Origin of the sequence: Nocardia sp. NPDC046763 (assembly GCF_040645495.1) — a bacterium.
In the GTDB taxonomy this organism is placed as follows: domain Bacteria; phylum Actinomycetota; class Actinomycetes; order Mycobacteriales; family Mycobacteriaceae; genus Nocardia.
Genome location: NZ_JBEYYI010000005.1, coordinates 17133 through 36507 on the forward strand (window position 1 = coordinate 17133; position 19375 = coordinate 36507).

Annotated in this window: 19 protein-coding genes; 14 read left to right on the top strand and 5 right to left on the bottom strand. The window is 69.2% G+C overall.

Going from position 1 to position 19375, the window contains the following annotated elements; all coding sequences use genetic code 11:
- Window positions 1-11: 11 nt before the first annotated feature.
- Together ABZ909_RS09575 and ABZ909_RS09580 are read right to left on the bottom strand one after the other, a co-directional pair.
- Window positions 12-350 (bottom strand): GNAT family N-acetyltransferase, encoded by a 339-nt coding sequence (locus ABZ909_RS09575; protein ID WP_356997364.1) that lies wholly within the window; start codon window positions 348-350, stop codon window positions 12-14.
- Window positions 347-1867 (bottom strand): MFS transporter, encoded by a 1521-nt coding sequence (locus tag ABZ909_RS09580; RefSeq protein WP_356997366.1) that lies wholly within the window; start codon window positions 1865-1867, stop codon window positions 347-349. The genes ABZ909_RS09575 and ABZ909_RS09580 overlap by 4 nt, the downstream gene beginning before the upstream one ends.
- A 60-nt stretch (window positions 1868-1927) precedes the next feature.
- On the opposite strand from ABZ909_RS09580, the gene ABZ909_RS09585 reads away from it, so the two are divergent.
- The 10 genes from ABZ909_RS09585 to ABZ909_RS09630 all read left to right on the top strand — a co-directional run bounded on the left by ABZ909_RS09585 (window position 1928) and on the right by ABZ909_RS09630 (window position 12081).
- On the top strand, window positions 1928-3196 hold the full coding sequence (locus tag ABZ909_RS09585) for a glutamate-5-semialdehyde dehydrogenase (RefSeq protein ID WP_356997367.1): 1269 nt from the start codon (window positions 1928-1930) through the stop codon (window positions 3194-3196).
- A 26-nt stretch (window positions 3197-3222) separates the two neighbouring features.
- A complete protein-coding gene (locus ABZ909_RS09590; RefSeq protein WP_356997369.1) occupies window positions 3223-4107 on the top strand; it encodes a MoxR family ATPase in 885 nt (294 codons plus the stop codon).
- 83 nt (window positions 4108-4190) lie between these two features.
- Window positions 4191-5639 (top strand): VWA domain-containing protein, encoded by a 1449-nt coding sequence (locus ABZ909_RS09595; RefSeq protein ID WP_356997371.1) that lies wholly within the window; start codon window positions 4191-4193, stop codon window positions 5637-5639.
- 72 nt (window positions 5640-5711) lie between these two features.
- Window positions 5712-6344 (top strand): nicotinate-nucleotide adenylyltransferase, encoded by a 633-nt coding sequence (gene nadD / locus ABZ909_RS09600; RefSeq protein ID WP_356997372.1) that lies wholly within the window; start codon window positions 5712-5714, stop codon window positions 6342-6344.
- A 25-nt stretch (window positions 6345-6369) separates the two neighbouring features.
- Window positions 6370-6777 (top strand): ribosome silencing factor, encoded by a 408-nt coding sequence (rsfS, locus tag ABZ909_RS09605; protein ID WP_356997374.1) that lies wholly within the window; start codon window positions 6370-6372, stop codon window positions 6775-6777.
- A gap of 5 nt (window positions 6778-6782) precedes the next feature.
- Window positions 6783-7433: a histidine phosphatase family protein gene (locus tag ABZ909_RS09610; protein WP_356997894.1), complete on the top strand. Its 651-nt coding sequence runs from the start codon at window positions 6783-6785 to the stop codon at window positions 7431-7433.
- The gene (gene octT / locus ABZ909_RS09615; RefSeq protein WP_356997376.1) at window positions 7423-8196 is read left to right on the top strand and encodes a diglucosylglycerate octanoyltransferase; all 774 of its coding nucleotides are present in this window, start codon (window positions 7423-7425) and stop codon (window positions 8194-8196) included. The genes ABZ909_RS09610 and octT overlap by 11 nt, the downstream gene beginning before the upstream one ends.
- Window positions 8193-9035 (top strand): DegV family protein, encoded by an 843-nt coding sequence (locus ABZ909_RS09620; RefSeq protein WP_356997377.1) that lies wholly within the window; start codon window positions 8193-8195, stop codon window positions 9033-9035. Before octT ends, ABZ909_RS09620 begins: the two co-directional genes overlap by 4 nt.
- Window positions 9036-9137: 102 nt before the next feature.
- The gene (locus tag ABZ909_RS09625; RefSeq protein ID WP_356997379.1) at window positions 9138-10217 is read left to right on the top strand and encodes a ComEA family DNA-binding protein; all 1080 of its coding nucleotides are present in this window, start codon (window positions 9138-9140) and stop codon (window positions 10215-10217) included.
- A 253-nt stretch (window positions 10218-10470) separates the two neighbouring features.
- Window positions 10471-12081, top strand: a complete 1611-nt coding sequence (locus ABZ909_RS09630; RefSeq protein ID WP_356997381.1) for a ComEC/Rec2 family competence protein — start codon at window positions 10471-10473, stop codon at window positions 12079-12081.
- 25 nt (window positions 12082-12106) lie between these two features.
- On the opposite strand, the gene ABZ909_RS09635 is transcribed toward ABZ909_RS09630, so the two are convergent.
- Window positions 12107-12895: an alpha/beta hydrolase gene (locus ABZ909_RS09635; protein WP_356997383.1), complete on the bottom strand. Its 789-nt coding sequence runs from the start codon at window positions 12893-12895 to the stop codon at window positions 12107-12109.
- A gap of 673 nt (window positions 12896-13568) precedes the next feature.
- Here ABZ909_RS09635 and ABZ909_RS09640 point away from each other — a divergent pair.
- From ABZ909_RS09640 to holA, 3 genes are all read left to right on the top strand, one after another.
- Entirely contained in the window at window positions 13569-14543 is a 975-nt protein-coding gene (locus ABZ909_RS09640) for a zinc-dependent alcohol dehydrogenase family protein (protein ID WP_356997385.1), read from the top strand.
- Window positions 14544-14580: 37 nt separating this feature from the next.
- Window positions 14581-15198, top strand: coding sequence for an NAD(P)-binding domain-containing protein (locus ABZ909_RS09645; protein ID WP_356997386.1), 618 nt, complete (start codon window positions 14581-14583; stop codon window positions 15196-15198).
- A gap of 82 nt (window positions 15199-15280) precedes the next feature.
- Window positions 15281-16255: a DNA polymerase III subunit delta gene (holA, locus tag ABZ909_RS09650; RefSeq protein ID WP_356997388.1), complete on the top strand. Its 975-nt coding sequence runs from the start codon at window positions 15281-15283 to the stop codon at window positions 16253-16255.
- 14 nt (window positions 16256-16269) lie between these two features.
- On the opposite strand, the gene ABZ909_RS09655 is transcribed toward holA, so the two are convergent.
- Both ABZ909_RS09655 and rpsT read right to left on the bottom strand, forming a co-directional pair.
- Window positions 16270-17019: a hypothetical protein gene (locus tag ABZ909_RS09655; RefSeq protein ID WP_356997390.1), complete on the bottom strand. Its 750-nt coding sequence runs from the start codon at window positions 17017-17019 to the stop codon at window positions 16270-16272.
- A gap of 168 nt (window positions 17020-17187) precedes the next feature.
- Complete coding sequence (gene rpsT, locus ABZ909_RS09660) at window positions 17188-17451, bottom strand: 30S ribosomal protein S20 (RefSeq protein ID WP_356997392.1); 264 nt, start codon at window positions 17449-17451, stop codon at window positions 17188-17190.
- A 211-nt stretch (window positions 17452-17662) separates the two neighbouring features.
- On the opposite strand from rpsT, the gene ABZ909_RS09665 reads away from it, so the two are divergent.
- Window positions 17663-19327, top strand: a complete 1665-nt coding sequence (locus ABZ909_RS09665; protein ID WP_356997394.1) for a circularly permuted type 2 ATP-grasp protein — start codon at window positions 17663-17665, stop codon at window positions 19325-19327.
- Window positions 19328-19375 lie beyond the last annotated feature (48 nt).

Sequence of the window (19375 nt, forward strand, 5' to 3'; positions counted from 1 at the left end):
GTTCAGGCGGCTCAGCCGAGGGCGGATTCGACGATGGACGTGGCCTCCGGGGTGACGGGGTCGAGGATGTCGTCGAAGTCGTGGTGTTTTTCGACGTAGGCCTCGACGAAGGGGCAGATGGGGACGATGCGTTTGCCGGCGGCTCGGGTGGCGGTGAGAGCGGCGCTGATGAGTTTCGAGGCCAGGCCCTGGCCGGCGAAGGCCTCGTCGATCTCGGTGTGGAAGAAGATGCGCTGGCGGCCGTGGTCGACGTAGGCGGTCAGGCCGGCGCGGGCGTCGCCGACCTTGATGGCGAAGTACCGGGGGACGGTGTCGGTGGCCTGCGTGACGGTCGGCTCGGGCGCGGTCATGTGGGCTCACTTCCGGTCGGGGCGATGTCGTGGTCGGGTTCGAGGGGCGGGCTGGCGACGGCGGAGAAGGTGCGGCACTCGGGTTCACACGAGGGCGGTGCGGTGCGGAGAGCGTCGTCGCGGACGGTGAAGAACGCCAGGGCGGCGGCCGTGACCATGAGGATGGCACAGGTGAGGATGGCCAGGTGGAAGCCGTGGGCGAAGTCGGGCGGGTTGGTGTAGGCCGCGCCGGTAAGGCCGGCCAGCGGCGGGATGGCCGCCACGCCCAGCAGACCCGCGGCGCGGGCGACCGCATTGTTGACGCCGCTGGCCACGCCCGCATGGCGTTCGTCGGCGGTGGCGAGGACGGTCGCGGTCAGCGGCGCCACCGCCAGCGTGAGGCCGAAGCCGAAAACCAGTGCGGCGGGCAGCACATCGACCAGGTAGGAGGTGTGCATGCCGATGCGGGTCATCAGCAGCATGCCCGTCGCGGCGAGCAGCACGCCGACGGTGATCGGCCAGCGTGGTCCGATGCGCTGGGCCAGCGCGCCGGAGCGGGCCGAGAACAGCAGCATCAGAACGGTGACCGGCAGCATGGCCGTGCCCGCGGCGATCGGCGTGAATCCGGCCACCACCTGCAGGGTCAGCACCAGTAGGAAGAAGACCACGCTCATGGCCCCGTACATGACGAAGGTGACCACATTGATCGCGGTGAACTGCTTGGAGGCGAACACGTAGACGGGCAGCATGGCCGCGGGATCCTGGCCGCCGCGCGACCGCCGCCGCTCCACCACCACGAACCCGGCACCGGCGGCGACGCCGGCGATCGCGCTGCCCCACACCAGGATTCGACTTGTATCGTGTTCGGGCGCCATGGTCAGGGCGTAGGTGATCCCGGCCAGGCACAAGGCCGCCAGCACCGCGCCGAGCACGTCGAACCTCCCGTGCGCCTCGGCATCGCGGGTCTCGGGCACATGCCGGACCGTCACCGCCACCACCACCGCGGCCAGCGGAATATTGAGCAGGAACACCCACCGCCAGCCGGCCGCCTCCACCAGCCAGCCGCCCAGGAACGGCCCGATGGCGCCGGCCACGCCACCCAGTCCGGACCAGGCCCCGACCGCGCGCGCCCGCTCGTCGGGCCGGAACGAGGCCTGAATGATGGCCAGTGAGCCGGGCGTCAGCAGCGCACCGCCCACACCCTGCAGGGCCCGGGCCGCGATGAGCATCGAAATGTCTTGCGCCGCACCGCACAATGCGGAGGCGATGGCGAACCACACCACCCCGATCAGGAATACCCGGCGCCGCCCGTACCGGTCACCCAGCGACCCACCCAGCAGGATCAATCCGGCCAGCGTCAGCGTGTACGCGTTGACTGTCCACTGCAGTCCCGCCATCGATGCGCCGAACTCGTCACCGATCCGCGGCAGCGCCACATTCACGACGGTCGCGTCCAGCATGGCCATCCCCGAACCGAGGACGGTGGCGAGTAGAACCCATCGGCCGGTGCCCGAGGACAACCGGATGCTCGCGGTCATGCGCCCACGGTAACAACCTGCCCCCGACCGGCGGCGGATCGTCATCAGTAATCTGTTCCTATGACTGCTTCCACGACCACTGATCGGGACGCCGTCCGCGAGGTGGTGCACGACTCGGCACGCCGGGCTCGGGTGGCGTCGCGGACGCTCGCTCAGCTCACCACCGCGCAGAAGGACGCCGCGCTGCACGCCGCGGCCGACGCGCTGCTCGCGGCCAAGGACGCCGTACTCGCCGCCAACGCGGAGGACATCGAGATCGCCCGGGCGGGCGGCACCGCCGAGTCGCTGCTGGATCGGCTGCGGCTGACCGAGGCCCGTGTCGACGGCATCGCCTCGGGGCTGCGGCAGGTGGCCGGGCTGCCGGATCCGGTCGGCGATGTGGTGCGCGGGTCGACGCTGCCCAACGGTCTCGAAATCCGCCAGGTGCGGGTGCCGCTGGGCGTGGTGGGCATGGTGTACGAGGCGCGGCCGAATGTCACCGTCGATGCCTTCGGGCTGGCACTGAAGTCGGGTAACGCGGCGCTGCTGCGCGGCTCGTCCTCGGCGGCGAAGTCCAATGCGGCATTGGTCGCGGTGTTGCGGGAAGCGCTTGCAGCGCAAGGGCTTCCGGCCGACGCGGTGCAGCTGCTCCCGGCGGAGGACCGCTCCAGCGTCACCCACCTGATCCAGGCGCGCGGCCTGGTGGACGTGGTGATCCCGCGCGGCGGCGCGGGCCTGATCAACGCGGTGGTGCGCGACGCCCTGGTGCCGACCATCGAGACCGGCACCGGCAACTGCCACGTATTCGTGCAACGGGACGCCGATCTGGATATGGCCGAGTCCATCCTGATCAACGCCAAGACCCGGCGGCCCTCGGTGTGCAACACCGCCGAGACGGTGCTCATCGACCGGGCCATCGCCGATGTCGCGGTGCCGCGCATGATCAAGGCCCTCGAGGACAAGGGCGTCACCATCCACGGCGACCTGCCGGGCCTGGTGCCCGCCACCGATACCGACTGGGCCGACGAATACCTGTCCCTGGACATCGCTTTGAAGGTCGTCGACGATCTCGACGCGGCCGTCGAGCACATCAACGAGTGGGGCACCGGCCACACCGAGGCCATCGTGACCGCCGACCTGAAGGCCGCCCGCGAGTTCACCGCTCGCGTGGACGCCGCCGCCGTCATGGTCAATGCCTCGACCGCCTTCACCGACGGCGAGCAGTTCGGATTCGGCGCGGAGATCGGCATTTCGACCCAGAAGCTGCATGCCCGCGGACCCATGGGCCTGCCCGAACTAACCTCCACCAAGTGGATTGTGTGGGGCGACGGGCAGATTCGCCCCGTCTAGCACCCGCTGGATACGAAAGGACCGCCGTGGCTCCCACCACCGCACCCAACCAGGAGCCGATCTTCTCGTCGGTCGACGATGTGATCGAGCGGCTGGCCCACACCGGCTACCTGGCCGACAAGGCCACCGCCACTTCGGTATTCCTCGCCGACCGGCTCGGCAAGCCGTTGCTCATCGAGGGGCCGGCCGGTGTCGGCAAGACCGAGCTGTCCAAGGCCGTCGCGCAGGTCGCGGGTGCGGAACTGGTGCGGCTGCAGTGCTACGAGGGCGTGGACGAGGCGCGGGCGCTCTACGAGTGGAACCACGCCAAGCAGATCCTGCGCATCCAGGCGTCCTCGGAGCACGACTGGGCCGAGACCAAGGCCGACGTCTTCGCCGAGGAGTTCCTGCTGGAACGCCCGCTGCTCACCGCCATCCGGCGTGACGAGCCGACCGTGCTGCTCATCGACGAGACCGACAAGGCCGACGTCGAGATCGAGGGCCTGCTGCTCGAGGTGCTGAGCGACTTCTCGGTCACCGTGCCGGAATTGGGCACCATCAGCGCGACCCGCAAGCCGTTCGTGGTGCTCACCTCCAATGCCACCCGCGAGCTGTCCGAGGCGCTCAAGCGGCGCTGCCTCTACCTGCACATCGACTTCCCCGACGAGGAGCTCGAGCGCCGCATCCTGGCCAGCCGGGTACCGGAACTGAAGCCCGCGGTGGCGGCGCAGCTGGTGCGGATCGTGCACGTGCTGCGCGGCATGCAGCTCAAGAAGCTGCCGTCGGTCGCGGAGTCCATCGACTGGGCGCGCACGCTGCTGGCCCTGGGCGCGAAGGATCTCGACGACAAGACGGTGCGGGCCACGCTCGGGGTGGTGCTCAAGCACCAGGCCGATCATGTGCGCGCCCAGTCCGAGCTGAAGCTGGCCTGATCATGGCCGGGGCGTCAGGGCCCTCGAGGGGCACAGATACGAAGGGCAGCCAGAACTCCTCGCGCGGACTGGTTTCCGCTGCCATGCGGGCGATTTCGGGCGGGACTCCGGCCAAGCCGGTGCAGGTGCCGGGGCCGACGGCCGAACACGGGCTGTCCGGGCATCTGGTCGGGTTCGTAGAAGCCTTGCGCGGCAGGGGGATTCCTGTCGGCCCATCCGAAACCGTGGACGCCGGACAGGTTCTCACCGTCCTGGACCTGATGGATCGCGAGGCGCTGCGCGAGGGCCTGGCCTGCGCGCTGCTGCGCCGCACCACCCAGCGCGCCACCTTCGACGGCATGTTCGACCTGTGGTTCCCGGCCGCGCTGGGGGAGCGGGTCGGGGCCGAGGAGGTGGAGCTGCCGATCAAGCCGGACGGCAGCGTCGACATCCTCGAACTGCGGAAGATGCTGGCGGAGTTGCTGATCCAGGACCCGTCGGGCGAGCAGGCGCAGCAGTTGCAGGCCTTGGCCGCGCAGATGGTCGACCAGATGGGCCAGTACCAGGCGGCGGGCGGGCCGTCGTTCTCCGCCTACCAGACGCTGAAGGATCTCCAGCCGGAACTGCTGGTGAGAAAGATCCTCGCCGGTCTCGCCCAGGGCATGGACAATTCCGACTTCGACAGCGAGGTCGCTCGCCGCACGGCCCGCGGCCGCATCAAGGACTTCCGCAGCACGGTCGAAGCCGAGACGCGCCGCCGCGTGGCCGAGCGCATCGGCCGCGAGCGTGTCGCCACCTACGGCGTCGCGCGGCAGGCCGAGGACGCCGACTTCCTGCGCATCTCCCAGACCGAACTCGACGAACTGCGCCGCAGCAGCCAGCGCCTGGCCCGGGTCCTGGCCTCCCGCCTGGCCGCACGTCGCCGCCGCGCCCGCCGTGGCGAGATCGATCTGCGCAAGACCATGCGCAAATCCATGTCCACCGGCGGTGTCCCGGTCAACCTGGTCACCCGCAAGCCGCGTCCCGGCCGCCCCGATCTGGTCCTGCTGTGCGACATCTCGGGCTCGGTCGCCGGTTTCTCCAGCTTCACCATGCTGCTGGTGAACGCCCTGCGCGAGCAGTTCTCCCGGGTCCGCATCTTCGCCTTCGTGGACCGCGTCGACGAGGTCACCCAGCTGTTCGACGCCGCCACCCCGCTGGATCAGCTGACCCGCCGCATCTTCACCGAAGCCGAGGTCGTCGGCATCGAGGGCCACTCGGATTACGGCTCGGCCCTGGAGGGTTTCGCCGAGCGGTTCCCCGACGCCGTCACCAGCCGCACCTCCCTGCTCATCCTCGGCGACGCCCGCACCAACTATCGGGACCCGGCACTGGACACCCTCCGGCAGCTGGTCGACACCGCCAAGCACGCCTACTGGCTCAACCCCGAGGCCGAGAAGATGTGGGGCACCGGCGATTCCGCCGCCGACCGCTATGCCGACATCATCGAGATGCACGAATGCCGTTCGGCCCGCCAGCTGACCGCCCTCGTGGGCCGCCTGCTGCCGGTCTGAACCCGGATGGCCGGCCGGCTGAGCCCCGCCGGTGCGGGGGCGGTGCAATCGCCCCCGGTAAGCTCGCTTTTCGTGCATAGGAACGGTCGCCGCAAGCTGGGTGTGATGGGCGGCACCTTCGACCCCATCCACCACGGGCACCTGGTCGCGGCCAGTGAGGTCGCGAATCGGTTCGACCTGGACGAAGTGATTTTCGTACCGACCGGTCAGCCGTGGCAGAAGGGTGATCGCGCGGTCAGCCCGGCCGAAGACCGGTATCTGATGACGGTCATCGCGACCGCGTCCAATCCGCGGTTCCAGGTGAGCCGCGTCGACGTGGACCGCGGCAAGGAGACCTACACCGTCGACACCCTGCGCGACCTGGCCGAACTCCACCCGGACGCGGATCTGTACTTCATCACCGGAGCGGACGCGCTGGCCAGCATCCTGACGTGGCAGGATTGGTCGGAACTGTTCGAGCTGGCGAAATTCGTCGGCGTGACCCGTCCGGGGTACGAATTGAATATCGACCATCTCGCCGACCATCTCCGTGATTACCCGGAGGGCACGGTCACGATGATCGAGATTCCGGCCCTGGCCATCTCGTCGAGCGAATGCCGGCGGCGGGCGGGGGAGGGCCGGCCGGTGTGGTACCTCGTCCCGGACGGGGTCGTCCAATACATATCGAAGCGGCACCTGTACGTGCCGCAAGACAGTGCATGGTGAAAGTGCGCAGGGAAGAGGTAGCAGGGTGACAGCATCGGCAGAAGCGGTCTCGATGGCCACGGTGGCCGCACGGGCCGCCGACGAGAAACTGGCCGCCGACGTGGTCGTGCTGGATGTCTCGGAGCAGCTGGTCATCACCGACTGCTTCGTCATCGCGTCCGCGCCCAACGAGCGCCAGGTCAACGCGATCGTCGACAATATCGAGGACAAGCTGCGCGAGGCCGGATACAAGCCGGTGCGCCGCGAGGGCACTCGCGAGGGCCGCTGGGCGCTGCTCGACTACGTCGAGATCGTGATCCACGTCCAGCACGAGGACGAACGCGACTTCTACGGCCTCGAGCGCCTGTGGAAGGACTGCCCGACGGTGCCGGTCGACGGCATCGGCGATCCGCGCACGACGACCGAGAAAGACAAGGGCGGGGACGACGAGTGAGCAAGATGGCCGGCGTCCGCCGGTTGATTCTGCTGCGGCACGGACAGACCGAATGGAACGCCGGCGACCGCATGCAGGGCCAGATAGACACCGAACTCGATGACATCGGCAGACGCCAGGCCAAGGACCGCGCGCCCGACATGGCGACCAGCGACCTGATCGCCATCGTCTCCTCCGATCTCAGGCGCGCCCACGACACCGCGCTCGCCGTCGCCGAATGCGCGGCCATGCCCGTCGTCACCGACGAGCGCCTGCGCGAGACCAACCTCGGCGACTGGGAGGGCCTGGACCACCACCAGGTCGACGCCGAGTATCCGGGCGCCCGCAAGGCCTGGCGGCTCGACGCCCGCTTCACCCCGCCCGGCGGCGAATCCAAGCTCGAGGTGGGCGCGCGGGCGCTGCCCGTGGTGACGGAACTCTTCGCCGCGCGGGAGGACTGGCCCGGCCGTACCATCATGCTGGTTGCGCACGGCGGGCTCATCGCGGCGCTGACCGCGGCCCTGCTCGATCTGCCCGAAGCGAACTGGCCGGCCCTGGGCGGCCTGGCCAACACCAGCTGGGTGCAGCTGACCAGCCACGGTCCCGGCATCAACAAGCCCGGCTGGCGCCTGGATGTGTGGAACGCGGTCGCGAAGGTAGCCCCTGATGTCCTCTGAGAGTTCGAACGCCCAACCGGCGCAGGACGGTTCGCCGCAGCGCAAGGTACTGGTGGTGGTCGCGGACTCGCTGTCCTACTTCGGTCCCAAGGGCGGGCTGCCCGCCGACCATCCCGGCATCTGGCCCAATCTCGTTGCCGCCGAGCTGGACTGGGACGTCGAACTGGTGGCCCGCATCGGCTGGACCTGCCGTGACGCCTACTGGGCGCTGATCGGCGACCCGCGCATCTGGGCCGCGGTGCCGCGGGCCGGGGCTGTGGTGTTCGCGACCGGCGGCATGGACTCGCTGCCCTCGCCGCTGCCGACCGCGCTGCGCGAGCTGATCCGCTATGTGCGGCCGTCCTCGGTGCGCCGGCGGGTGCGCGAGGCCTACAACTGGGTGCAGCCCAGGCTGTCCCCGCTGGGCTGGCCGGTGGCGCTGCCGCCCGCGGTGAGCGTGGACTACCTGGAGCAGTCGCGGCACTCGCTGGCCCAGTTGCGGCCCGAGCTACCGTTCGTGGCGGTACTGCCCTCCGTGCACAAGTGCGAGGCCTACGCCGAGGTGCACACCGGGCGCGAGCCCATGGTGCGGGCCGTGACGGCCTGGGCCGCCGAGCATGCGGTGCCGCTGGTGGATCTCGGGGATGCCGTGCGCGACAACGTGTTCAACGGCCCCGCCAACCCGGACGGCATCCACTGGGGCTGGGAGGGCCACAGCGCGGTCGCGCGGGCCATGATGAAGGTGCTGACCGAGGCCACGGCCGACGAGGTACACACTGCATGACCGTGGTGGTGGTGACCGACTCGTCGGCCAGCCTGCCGGCCGGCCTCACGGCTGATCTTGGTGTGCTGGCCGTTCCACTGCACGTGCTGGTCGACGATCGCGAGATTCGGGAGGGGATCGACGACTACGACATCGACTACGGCTCCTCCCAGGTCACCACCTCGGCCGCCTCGCCGGGTGATCTGCGGACCGCCTACGAGCAGGCGCTGGAGCTGTCCGACGGCGACGGCGTGGTGGCCGTGCACATCTCGCGGCAGCTGTCGGGCACCTGGGAGGCCGGGCGGCAGGCCGTGCGGGACATGGATGCCGCCGATCGGATCCGGCTGGTGGACTCGCTGAGCGCCGGGCTGGGTACCGGGCTGCCGGTACTGGCGGCGGCGCGCCGGGCACGGGCGGGTGAGCCGCTCGATGTCGTGTACGACTCGGCGGTGGCGGCGGCCAGCCGCGGGCGCGCGTTCATCGTCGTCAACCGGACCGAGCAGTTGAGGCGGGGCGGGCGGCTGAGCACGGCCGCGGCGTTCTTCGGCACCGAGCTGGTCACCAAGCCGATCATCCAGATCGTGAACGGGCGGCTGGAACTGCGCGAGAAGGCTCGCACGCGCTCCAAGGCTTTCACCAAACTCGTTGCGGCCGCGGTGGATGCGGCCGGTGAGGACGGGGCGGCGGTCGCCGTCCAGCATCTCGGGGCCGCGGAGGCCGCCAACACCATCGCAGGTCAGCTGCGGGATCTGATCCCCGGTATCCGGGAGGTCATCATCGCCGAATTCGGCCCCACCCTGGGGGTGCACCTGGGCGTGGGCGCGGTCGGCGCGTTGGTGGTGCCGGGCGGCTGCGGCTAGCGGAAACGGCATTGTCCACAACGTAATTCGCTATCCACAGGTCGGCCGAAAGACCAGGTCGCGCGGGCGGCTGGGATCGTCGTCGCTCCTACCGTGAGCTGCATGCCACGACTCGACGAACGCACCCCGCTGCAGCGCCTCAACGCCCGCACCGCCGCCGACACACGCCCCGGCCCGGCCGAGGTCACCGCCAATCCGGCGGAATTCGCCTCCGGCCGTCCACATCCCGGCCGCTGGGACGAGGACTCGCTCGACCAGCTCGTCGACCCCGATCGCCGGGGCGCTGAACGGTATCCCAGCGGATCCTCGCCCGACTGGCTGTCCGAACCCTGCGGCAGCGTGTCCCTCTGGCACGAACGCCTGGTCCCCGAACGTTTCCGCGGCACCCGGTGGGATCCGGGCCCGCGCGGCGTCCTCGTCATCGCCGCCCTCGGCATCCTGGCCATCCTCTTCGCCGGGTACGTCACCCTGCGCGAAAAGCCTGTCTCCCAACCGGTCCCGCCCATCGCCGCGCTCAGCGAAACCGCGCCCGCCGACCAGGATGTTGCCGCACCCGAAGCCGCCGCCTCCGTCGCGACCGTCACCGCCACGCCCGCACCGGGCGCGACCCAGCCACCCGCGTCGCGGCCCGGCGCCTCGCAGCCGGATCGAATCCCGCTCGTTACCACGGCAACCGGCGCGCCGGGCGGTTCTGCCACTCCCGGTGAACTCGTCGTGAGCGTCGTCGGTCTCGTCGAGCACGGCGGGCTCCGCCGCTTCCCAGCCGGGGCCCGGGTAGCCGACGCCCTCCGCGTCGCCGCTCCCCGCCCCGAAGCCGACCTCTCCACCCTCAACCTCGCCCAGCCCCTCACCGACGGCGACCAGATCATCATCGGCCGAACCACACCCCGCCCCACCACCCAGCAGGTCGGCACCACCATCGTGAATTCCGCCCACCCCCCGGCGAACTCACCCCCGCCCTCCGGCCCACCCCGCCCGACCGCCCTCCCGGCGAAGGTGAACCTCAATACCGCCACCGAATCCGACCTCGACACCCTCCCCGGCGTGGGCCCCGTCACCGCCCGAGCCATCCTCACCTGGCGTACCCGCCACGGCCGCTTCACCTCCATCGACCAACTCGCCGAAATCGAGGGCATAGGCCACTCCCGCCTCAACCGCCTCCGCGACCGGGTGACGATATGACCATCGTGAATTGCCGTGCCGCGCACCAGCACAGTCGCACCGGTTGCCTGGAAGCCGAGTCGGAGGGCGCGAGCACGACTCGGACAGCGGGGCTTGCGGGCGCTCATCGGGGCCGACAGGCGACGGCCTGCGCCGAGCTGGGCAGTTGCGCAGAGCTGTTGGGGCGCAACGGTTGCGCCGCCGGTGGACGATCGGCGTCCAGAAGCGGAGTGGCGCCGGTGGCGAAGCGGCGGTCGGAACCGGGGCGGTGGCGATGACAGCGGGGGCGACCGACCGCGTCGACGCCGGGGATCGCGGGCCCGTCGAAATACCCGAGGTGCTGGATGCGCGGCTGGTTCCGGCGGCGGTGTGTGGTTGGGGTGCGACGGTGGCGCCGTTGGTGGTGGGGTGGCGGGCGGGGGTCGGGGTGGCGGCCGGGTGCGGGCTGGTGGGGATGTGTTTGGCGGCGTGGGTGATTCGGCGAGCGCGGGCGGGGCGTGCGAGTGGGGTGGCGTGGGTGGTGCTGGGGGCCTTGGTGATCGGGGCGGGGTTCGGGGTGGCGGGGGCGTGGCATGCGCATCGGGTGCAGACGCATCCATTGCGGGCGGTGCGGGCCGGGCAGCGGCTGGTGGCGGTGGTGGAGCTGACCGATGATCCGAAGCGGGTGTCCGCCAGGCCGTTCGGCGGGCCGAAGGTGATGGTGCGGGCCGGGCTGGTGGATTACCAGTTGGGTGGACGGATCGTGCATTCCGGCGGCTCGGTGCTGGTGATGGCGCCGGCGGCGGGGTGGCGGACCCTGCTGCCCGGCCAGCGGGTGGAATTCCGTGCCCGCGTGGCCCGTCCGTGGCGTCCGGACATGACGGTCGCCATCCTGCGGGCGGAGGCCGCTCCCACCTCGGTGAGCACAACGCCCTGGTGGCAGCGCCTCGCCGGGCAGGTGCGCGGCGACTTCGCGACCTCCGCCCATCGCGCGCTCTCCGACGATGCCGCCGGCCTGCTCCCGGGCCTGGTCATCGGCGACACCTCGACCCTCACCGACCATGTCCAGGAGAACTTCCGTGAGTCTGATTTGACGCATTTGACCGCTGTTAGTGGTGCAAATGTGACGATTTTGCTCGGGGCCGTCCTGGTTTCGATGCGCACCCTCACGGTGGATCCCCGGGTCGGCGCGGTGGCCGCGGGCGCGGCACTGGTCATGTTCGTGATCCTGGCCCGCCCATCGCCCAGTGTCCTGCGTGCCGCCGTCATGGGAGCCATTGCGCTGCTGGCTCTCTGCACCGGCCGCCGTAAGCAGGCCCTACCCGCCCTGTGCGCCGCGGTCATCGGATTGCTGGCCTGGTCACCGGGTCTCGCGGTGGACGCCGGTTTCGCTCTGTCGGTGCTGGCCACCGCGGGACTGATCGTGATCGCCCCGGGCTGGTCGGATTGGCTTCGGGCCCATGGCTGGTGGCGCATCCCCGCTGACTCCTTCGCGGTGGCGGCCGCGGCCTTCGTGGTCACCACGCCACTGGTCATCGCCATGACCGGTCACCTCAGTCTGGTCGCGATCGTGGTGAACATGCTGGTCGAGCCCGTGATCGCGCCCATCACCATCCTCGGCGCGGTGGGTGCGCTGCTCGCCTGCGTGTGGTCGCCCCTCGCACAGGTGGTCATGCACTGCACCGCACCACCGCTGTGGTGGCTGCTCACGGTTTCCGACCGAGCCGCTGCCCTCGGAGCCTCGGTCTCGCTACCGACCGGCCTGCGTTCGGGACTGGTCGCAGCGGTGTTGTGCGCCTTGGTGATCGCCGCACTGCACCCGAGCCGTGCGCGGGAGGATCCGGACGCCGTGACGGGACCGGGGCCGCCGCGGCCGGGCCGAGACGAGGAGTCTCCGTCCGGTTAGCGGAAGCTGGGGAGGCGGCGTCCGGCTAGAGGGAGCTCAGGAACTCATTGACGGCCACGGCGAAACCGGCGGGGTCATTGGCGTAGACGAAATGGTCGGTATCGAGTTCGACCATGCGGGTGCCCGGGCGCCGGTCGCGCATGGCCTCGGCCATGTCGGCGGGGATGACGCCGTGGGCGGCACGGATGAGCAGGGCCGGGCAGGTGCCGGCGAGCCAGTCGGACCAGTGGTCGCCGTGGACCAGGTCCTCGGAGGCGACGATGTCGAGGGGGTGGAAGGGCAGGCTCCAGGAACCGTCGGCACGCTCGCGAACCAGCGCCCCGAAGTGCGTGGCCATCGGACCCATGGCCTCGATCAGCTGTTCGCGCGTCGCCGCCTCGTAGGGGAGGCCCGCCACGAAGCCCAGCGGGTTGTGACCGTCAAGGCCGAGCGCGGCGGGTGCGTCGATATCGATGATCGCCGCCACCCGCTCCGGGCGGCGGGCCGCGAACTGGTAGGCGTTGATGCCGCCGAGCGAATGACCCAGCAGCACAGCCCGTTCCAGGCCGAGGTGGTCGAGCAGGGCCAGGATGTCGGCGAGATAGCCGTCGCGGGTGTAGTCGGCGGCGCGATCGGAGTGGCCGTGGCCGCGCTGGTCGAGGGCGACGAGGCGCCACCCCGCGGACAACCGCGCGGCCAGATCGGCGAAGCTCTCGCCGTCGGACATGTGCCCGTGCAGGGCGATGACGGTCCGGCCGGTACCCCCGAAATCCACGTAGGACAGTCCGCGGCCGTCGATGTCGAAGCTGATGCGGGTGGCGGTGCGTGCGGTCATTGCCTGTTCCGATCCTCGATCCGGTGTGTCGACTCGACTCTAACGGAGGTTTGTACAAACGTGCAAGACATATGAATTAGACGTTCGTTTTACAGGACTTGTGCGGCAGCGCCCGACCCGGGCGCGGGCACCGAAGGAGAGTGGCCGAGCTGGTGCCGGGGGTCTTGTTGATCGGCCTGGTCCGGGGTGGCCGGGGCGTGGCACGCGCATCGGGTGCAGAGGTCCCTTGGCGCTTGCCGAACACTGTCCGGGCGGCCGGATCGTCCGCGCCGGTGGGTTGCGGCAACCCGTCGACCCGCGACTCTTCAAGCGCTGGGGCTGTATTCTGATCCTCGGAACTCGCCGCGGCGTATGGGACTTCAACGGGATCTCCTGGGATCCGCCCCTTCAATGAATTACGTTCTGCGGCATCGGGAATCTGACGGTGTCGCCATGTAACACCCTTTGCTGGGCAGTCCGAACGGGATACCGGCGCCGGAATGCACTGCCCTACCTTGACATCGACGGCACGAACTATTGCCGGATACTCGGTCGCCAAATTGGTAGAGACGTAACCGATAGTCTCTATCCGGATGGTGTCGGTCGATTGCCGACGGGGCCCTGGAGCGTTTTCTCCGTCCATTACGAAAGTCAAGCTCGTTCTTCATCGCATACGACAGAGGAGTTGACTTCCATGCTCGCTATTCATCTCACCCGGTTCGGGGAGCCGGAGAAGAGCCTGAAGGTCGTGGATGTTCCCGAGCCCCCGGCTCCCGTCGCTGGTCAGGCGCTGATCCAGGTTGAGTACGCCCCGCTCGACCACCACGACCTGCTTTTGGCCCAGGGCATCTATCCGGTCCGCCCCCAACTGCCCAGCGTCATAGGCAATGAGGGAGCGGGCTCGGTCTTGGCCGTCGGGCCGGACGTCACGCACGTCCGTCCGGGCGACACGGTCCTACTTCCATTCGGCACCTTTTCTTGGTCCGAGCAGGTCCTGGCCGAGGCCGCGAGCCTGACCGTCGTCGATAAGTCCATCAGCCTCGACCAGGCTGCGATGCTGACCATCAATACCGTCACCGCGGGTCTGCTGGTGGAGGCGCGTGACCTTCCGCCTGGCTCATGGGTGGCGCAGAACGCGGCCAACAGCGGAGTCGGCCGGTCCGTCATCGTGTTCGCCAAGGAGCGCGGGCTGCGCACGATCAACATCGTGCGCCGCGCGGAACTCGTGAGCGAACTCGAAGACCTCGGCGCCGACATTGTCGTCGTCGACTCGGCGGACGCCGGTGCGCGGGTACGGGCGGTCATCGGCTCCGATCCGGTGCTGCTGGGACTCGACGGCATCAGCGGAACCGCGACGACGCTGCTGCTGGACGTGCTGACAGAGGGCGCTCTGCTGGTGGTATACGGCTACATGAGCGGTCAGCCGTTCACGCCCGACCCGGAGCGGCTCGAGGCGAAAAATATCGCCACGACGGAGTTCTGGATGTACCAGGACGAGTATCTGCCCCGCCATCCGGCCCTGAACGCGGAGTCCGCGCGACTGGTCGCCGAGGGAAGGCTCGTCCTGCCGTCCGCCGCTGTATTCAAGGCTGCGGACTTTCCCGAGGCACTCGCGTACCTCAGGAAGAACGGCAAAGTCCTCCTGGACTTCAACCCGCATCGCTCGTAAGCGCCGACGGGCCTGACACGATCGAGGATGAGCAACCATGACCACACACAGCACTATCGGCATTCTCGGAGCAGGAAATATCGGCCGGGCGGTCGCTGACAAGGCCGTCCGTTATGGCCATGAGGTACTCATCGGCAACAGCCGGGGCCCGGAGACGCTCCAGGCCGTCGTGGAGCAGTTGGGGCCGAAGGCCCGCGCGGTGACGGCCGAGGAGGCGGCGCAGCCGGGACTCGTATTCCTCGCGGTGCCGTTCTTCGCCGTACCGGATCTGACCGGCCTCACCGACTGGTCCGGGAAGATCGTCGTCGACACCACGAATCAGTTCGCCGCGGCGAACCCCTGGCGGGGCCGCTACGACGTCGGTGACCTCACGGGCAGCGAGTGGGTCGCTGAGCGCCTTCCCGGCGCGCGGATCGTGAAGGCATTCAACACCCTGTTCGCCGCGTTCATCGCCGCGGACCCACAGCATGCCGAGGGCCGGCAGGTGATCTTCTACGCGGGCGACGATGCCGATGCGAAAGCCGACGTGGCCGCCTTGCTGGACGAGTTCGGATTCGCCGCACTGGACCTCGGTGGTCTGCGTGCGGGCGGACAGCTGATGCAGCTGGACGGTCCCCTCAACGCGCGGCACTTCCTGCTTCAGGACGTCGGCTGACGCCGGTCTTCTCGATGTACAGCGCCGCGTGCGGGGCGAGGTGGTGGGCGGACCTGTCGGGGCGGGCTCGTAGGATCGGGGCGTGAACCAGCGACCCGCGCCCCTGCATCTCGTGCTCGGTGAAGAGGAATTGCTGATCGAGCGGGCGGTGGCGGGAATTACCGCGCAGGCCCGCGCCGGCTCGGCGGAGGCCGGTGCGCTGCCGGTGGATCGGCTCCGGGCGGGGGATGCCAGCACGGCGGAATTGGCTGAGCTGCTGAGTCCTTCGCTGTTCGCGGAGGACCGGGTGATCGTGCTGGAGTCGGCGGCCGAGGCGGGCAAGGACGCGGTCGCGGTCATCCAGGATGCGGCATCCGCACCGCCCGAGGGCGTGGTGCTGGTGGTCCTGCACAGCGGGGGCGGGCGCGCCAAGGCGCTCGCGCCGGCCCTGCAGAAGCTGGGCGCGGTGGTGCACAACTGCGCGAAGCTGACCAAGGCGGGGGAGCGGGTCGAGTTCGTGCGCAACGAGTTCCGGGTTGCCAATGTGCGGGTGCCGGCGGACGTGGTGCAGGCCATCATCGAGGCCGTGGGCTCGGACCTGCGTGAACTCGCCGCCGCCAGTTCGCAATTGGCGGCCGACACCGGCGGCAAAGTGGATCTCGCGGCGGTGCGGCAGTACTACTCGGGCAAGGCCGAGGTGACCGGGTTCGATGTCGCCGATCTGGCCGTGTCGGGAGATCGGCCCGCCGCCATGGAGGCGCTGCGCTGGGCCATCGATCGCGGCGTCCCGGCGGTACTGCTGGCGGACGCCCTCGCGGATTCGGTGCACACCATCGCCCGCGTCGGCTCGGCCGGGCGTGGCGACCCGTTCAAGATGGCGGGTGATCTGGGGATGCCGCCGTGGAAGGTGAAGAAGGCGCAGGGCCAGGCGCGCGGCTGGACCGGCGCGTCCATTGGGACGGCACTGCAGGTGGTGGCCGCGCTCAATGCCGACGTCAAGGGTCAGGCGGCCGACGCGGATTACGCGCTGGAGCATGCGCTCTCGCGCATTCTGGACCTGCGCGAGAGCGCCTCGTAGCGGGAAGGGCCGGACTACTCCGGCTTCCAGGTGATCTTGCCGCCCTGGAACTCCTGGGCCTTGCCGCCCTGGTAGTCGTACTCGTCGCTGGTCGGGTAGCCGTAGCGGCCGTTCTCCGCGCCATTGCGCACCCACTCGTCGCGGATCGAGCCCCACACGACGTGGGTCCCGGTCTTCTGCGTGGAGTAGACGGCCCCGCCCTCGAACAGCTGCTCATGGGTGGTGGCGCTGTTGGTCTTGTTCTCATCGGCGATGGGGAAGCCCAGCGGGCTGCTCTCCCAGCCGACCGCGGAGTACTTGTCGCGGATCACGCCGCTCACCACATGGGTGCCCGCACCCAGCGACCAGTAGATCGAGCCGCCCTGGAAGTGCTGGAAGCGGCCGGGTTTCGAGGTCTGCCCCTCGTCCACCACCGGGTACTTCAGCGCGCCCGACTCCGCGCCCGCGCTCTTCCACTTGTCGCGGATGGCGCCGCCGATGGCGTGTGCGTCCGTGGCCGGGGTCCAGTAGATGGAGACGTTGTCGACGAAGTCCTGCTTCTTGCCGCCGCCCGCGGCGTCGGTCTCGGGAGTGGCGGGATCACCGAAGAAGTCCGGTCCGCCCGCCCCGTCGTATTCGACCTCGATGGCCCCGCCCACCTCGAACGGGCCGATGGGACGTGCGGCTGCCACACCCACTCCGGTGGTCAGCGCGACCGCGGCCACGCTGACGGCCAGCGTGCCCCGGGTCCAGGACGGATGGTTGTCACGACGCAGCGATGCCAAGAGATCTCTCCCAGTGCAGGTTTACAGGTAGCCCACGGTTCGCGGCCATCCTGCTGCCAACCGCGCGCTCGCGCAAGTCGCCAGCTCCGGACACGACAAAAGCCGCCGTGGTCGTCGTGGCCACGGCGGCTGTGAGAAGCATGATGCCGATAGGTTTACCGGGCAGAATCAGCCGAGCTTGTTGAAGGCCAGCGAAAGAGCCGACTTCTTGTTGGCGGCCTGGTTGGCGTGGATGACGCCCTTGGAGGCGGCCTTGTCCAGGCTCTTGCTCGCGGAGTGCATCAGCTCGAGCGCCTTGTCCTTCTCGCCCGCCGCAGCGGCCTCGCGGAACTTGCGGATCGAGGTGCGCAGCGCGGACTTCACCGACTGGTTGCGCTGGCGCGCAAGCTCGTTGGTGCGGATCCGCTTCATCTGGGACTTGATGTTGGCCACGCCGGTTTCCTCGTGTTCCTTCGCTTGGTGGTGTATGCGGGATGCAAAGTCTTCGGGCGCGCACTACGAGAGGGGCAGTTGCAGCACCGACAGTCGAGGCTACCAGGCAACGCCGCGAGGTATGAAATCGGGCCTGTCCGCTACCTGGCTGAAACCAGAAATTTATCGCCGTCCAACTGCGTGTTGCCCCTGCGTGATGGACTATTTTTGCATGACCCCCGCCGCACCCGCACCGGGTCTCTCCAGGGTAGACAGATCCACCGCGTCAGCCTCTGCCGCACTCGCTCCTTCCGGACTGGAACGCGAAAAATCGGATAAATCAGGCGTATTCGCGGGGTACCAACCGGGCCGTTACGACCGTGCCTATGACGAGATGTTCGATTCCGCGGGCCGCCCGCGGGCGCCCTACCGGGGGATATTCAACGCCCTGGCCACCATCGACGCCGAGGATCTGGCCGCCCGCGCCGAGGCGCTGGACCGCGCATTCGTCGATCAGGGCATCACCTTCTCGCTCTCCGGCCAGGAGCGGCCGTTCCCGCTCGACCTGGTGCCGCGGGTGATCGCCGCCACCGAATGGACCAAGCTCGAACGCGGCATCAAGCAGCGGGTGCGCGCGCTGGAGGCCTTCCTCGCCGATGTCTACGGCGAGCAGACCATTCTGCGTGACCGCGTGATTCCGAAACGGCTGGTGACCTCCTGCGCGCACTTCCACCGCGAGGCCGCGGGCCTGGTGCCGCCCAATGGCGTGCGCATTCACGTGGCCGGGATCGACCTGGTGCGTGACGAGCACGGGGATTTCCGTGTGCTGGAAGACAATCTGCGCTCGCCCTCGGGTGTGTCCTATGTCATGGAGAACCGGCGCACCATGGCGCGCGTGTTCCCGGACCTGTTCGCCTCGCACCGGGTGCGCGCCGTCGGCGACTATCCGACCCATCTGCTGCGGGCCCTGCGCGCCGCCGCCGCGCCCAACGAGGCCGACCCGACCGTGGTGGTGCTCACCCCCGGCGTCCACAACTCCGCCTACTTCGAGCATTCGCTGCTGGCCCGGCAGATGGGCGTGGAACTGGTCGAGGGCCGGGACCTCTTCTGCCGCGACAATGTCGTCTATATGCGCACCACCGCTGGGGAGCGGCAGGTGGACGTCATCTATCGGCGCATCGACGACGACTTCCTCGATCCCATGCAGTTCCGGCCGGACTCCATGCTCGGGGTGGCCGGGATCCTGAACGCGGCCCGCGCGGGCACGGTGGTGCTGGCCAATGCCGTCGGCAACGGGGTCGGCGACGACAAGCTCATCTATACCTATGTGCCCGCGTTCATCGAGTACTACCTGGGCGAGAAACCGATCCTGCCCAATGTGGACTCCTACCGCTGCTGGGAACCGGCCGAACGTGACGAGGTGCTGGACCGGGTGGCGGAACTGGTGGTCAAGCCGGTGGAGGGGTCCGGCGGCTACGGCATCGTGATCGGCCCGGCGGCCGGCACCCGGGAGTTGGAGGCGACCCGGCGCAAGGTGCGGGCCAATCCGCGCGGCTGGATCGCGCAGCCGGTGGTGCAGCTGTCCACGGTGCCGAGCAAGATCGACGGGCGGCTCGCGCCCCGGCACGTGGACCTGCGGCCGTTCGCGGTCAACGACGGCGACGACATCTGGGTGCTGCCCGGCGGACTGACCCGGGTGGCGCTGCCCGCGAACTCGCTGGTGGTGAATTCCAGTCAAGGGGGCGGGAGCAAGGACACCTGGGTGCTGGCACCGAGAACCTCTGTGGCGCAACGGGAATTGGCGGGATCGCAGTTGGTCGGCGAACTCCAGATCGCCCCGGAACGCGACCAGTCGCGGGACGTCTCTTCCGCGCGGACCCATCAGCAACAACAGTAGTAATCGAGAACATCGGCAGCAATGGCGCTCGGCAGGTGGTTACAGCGT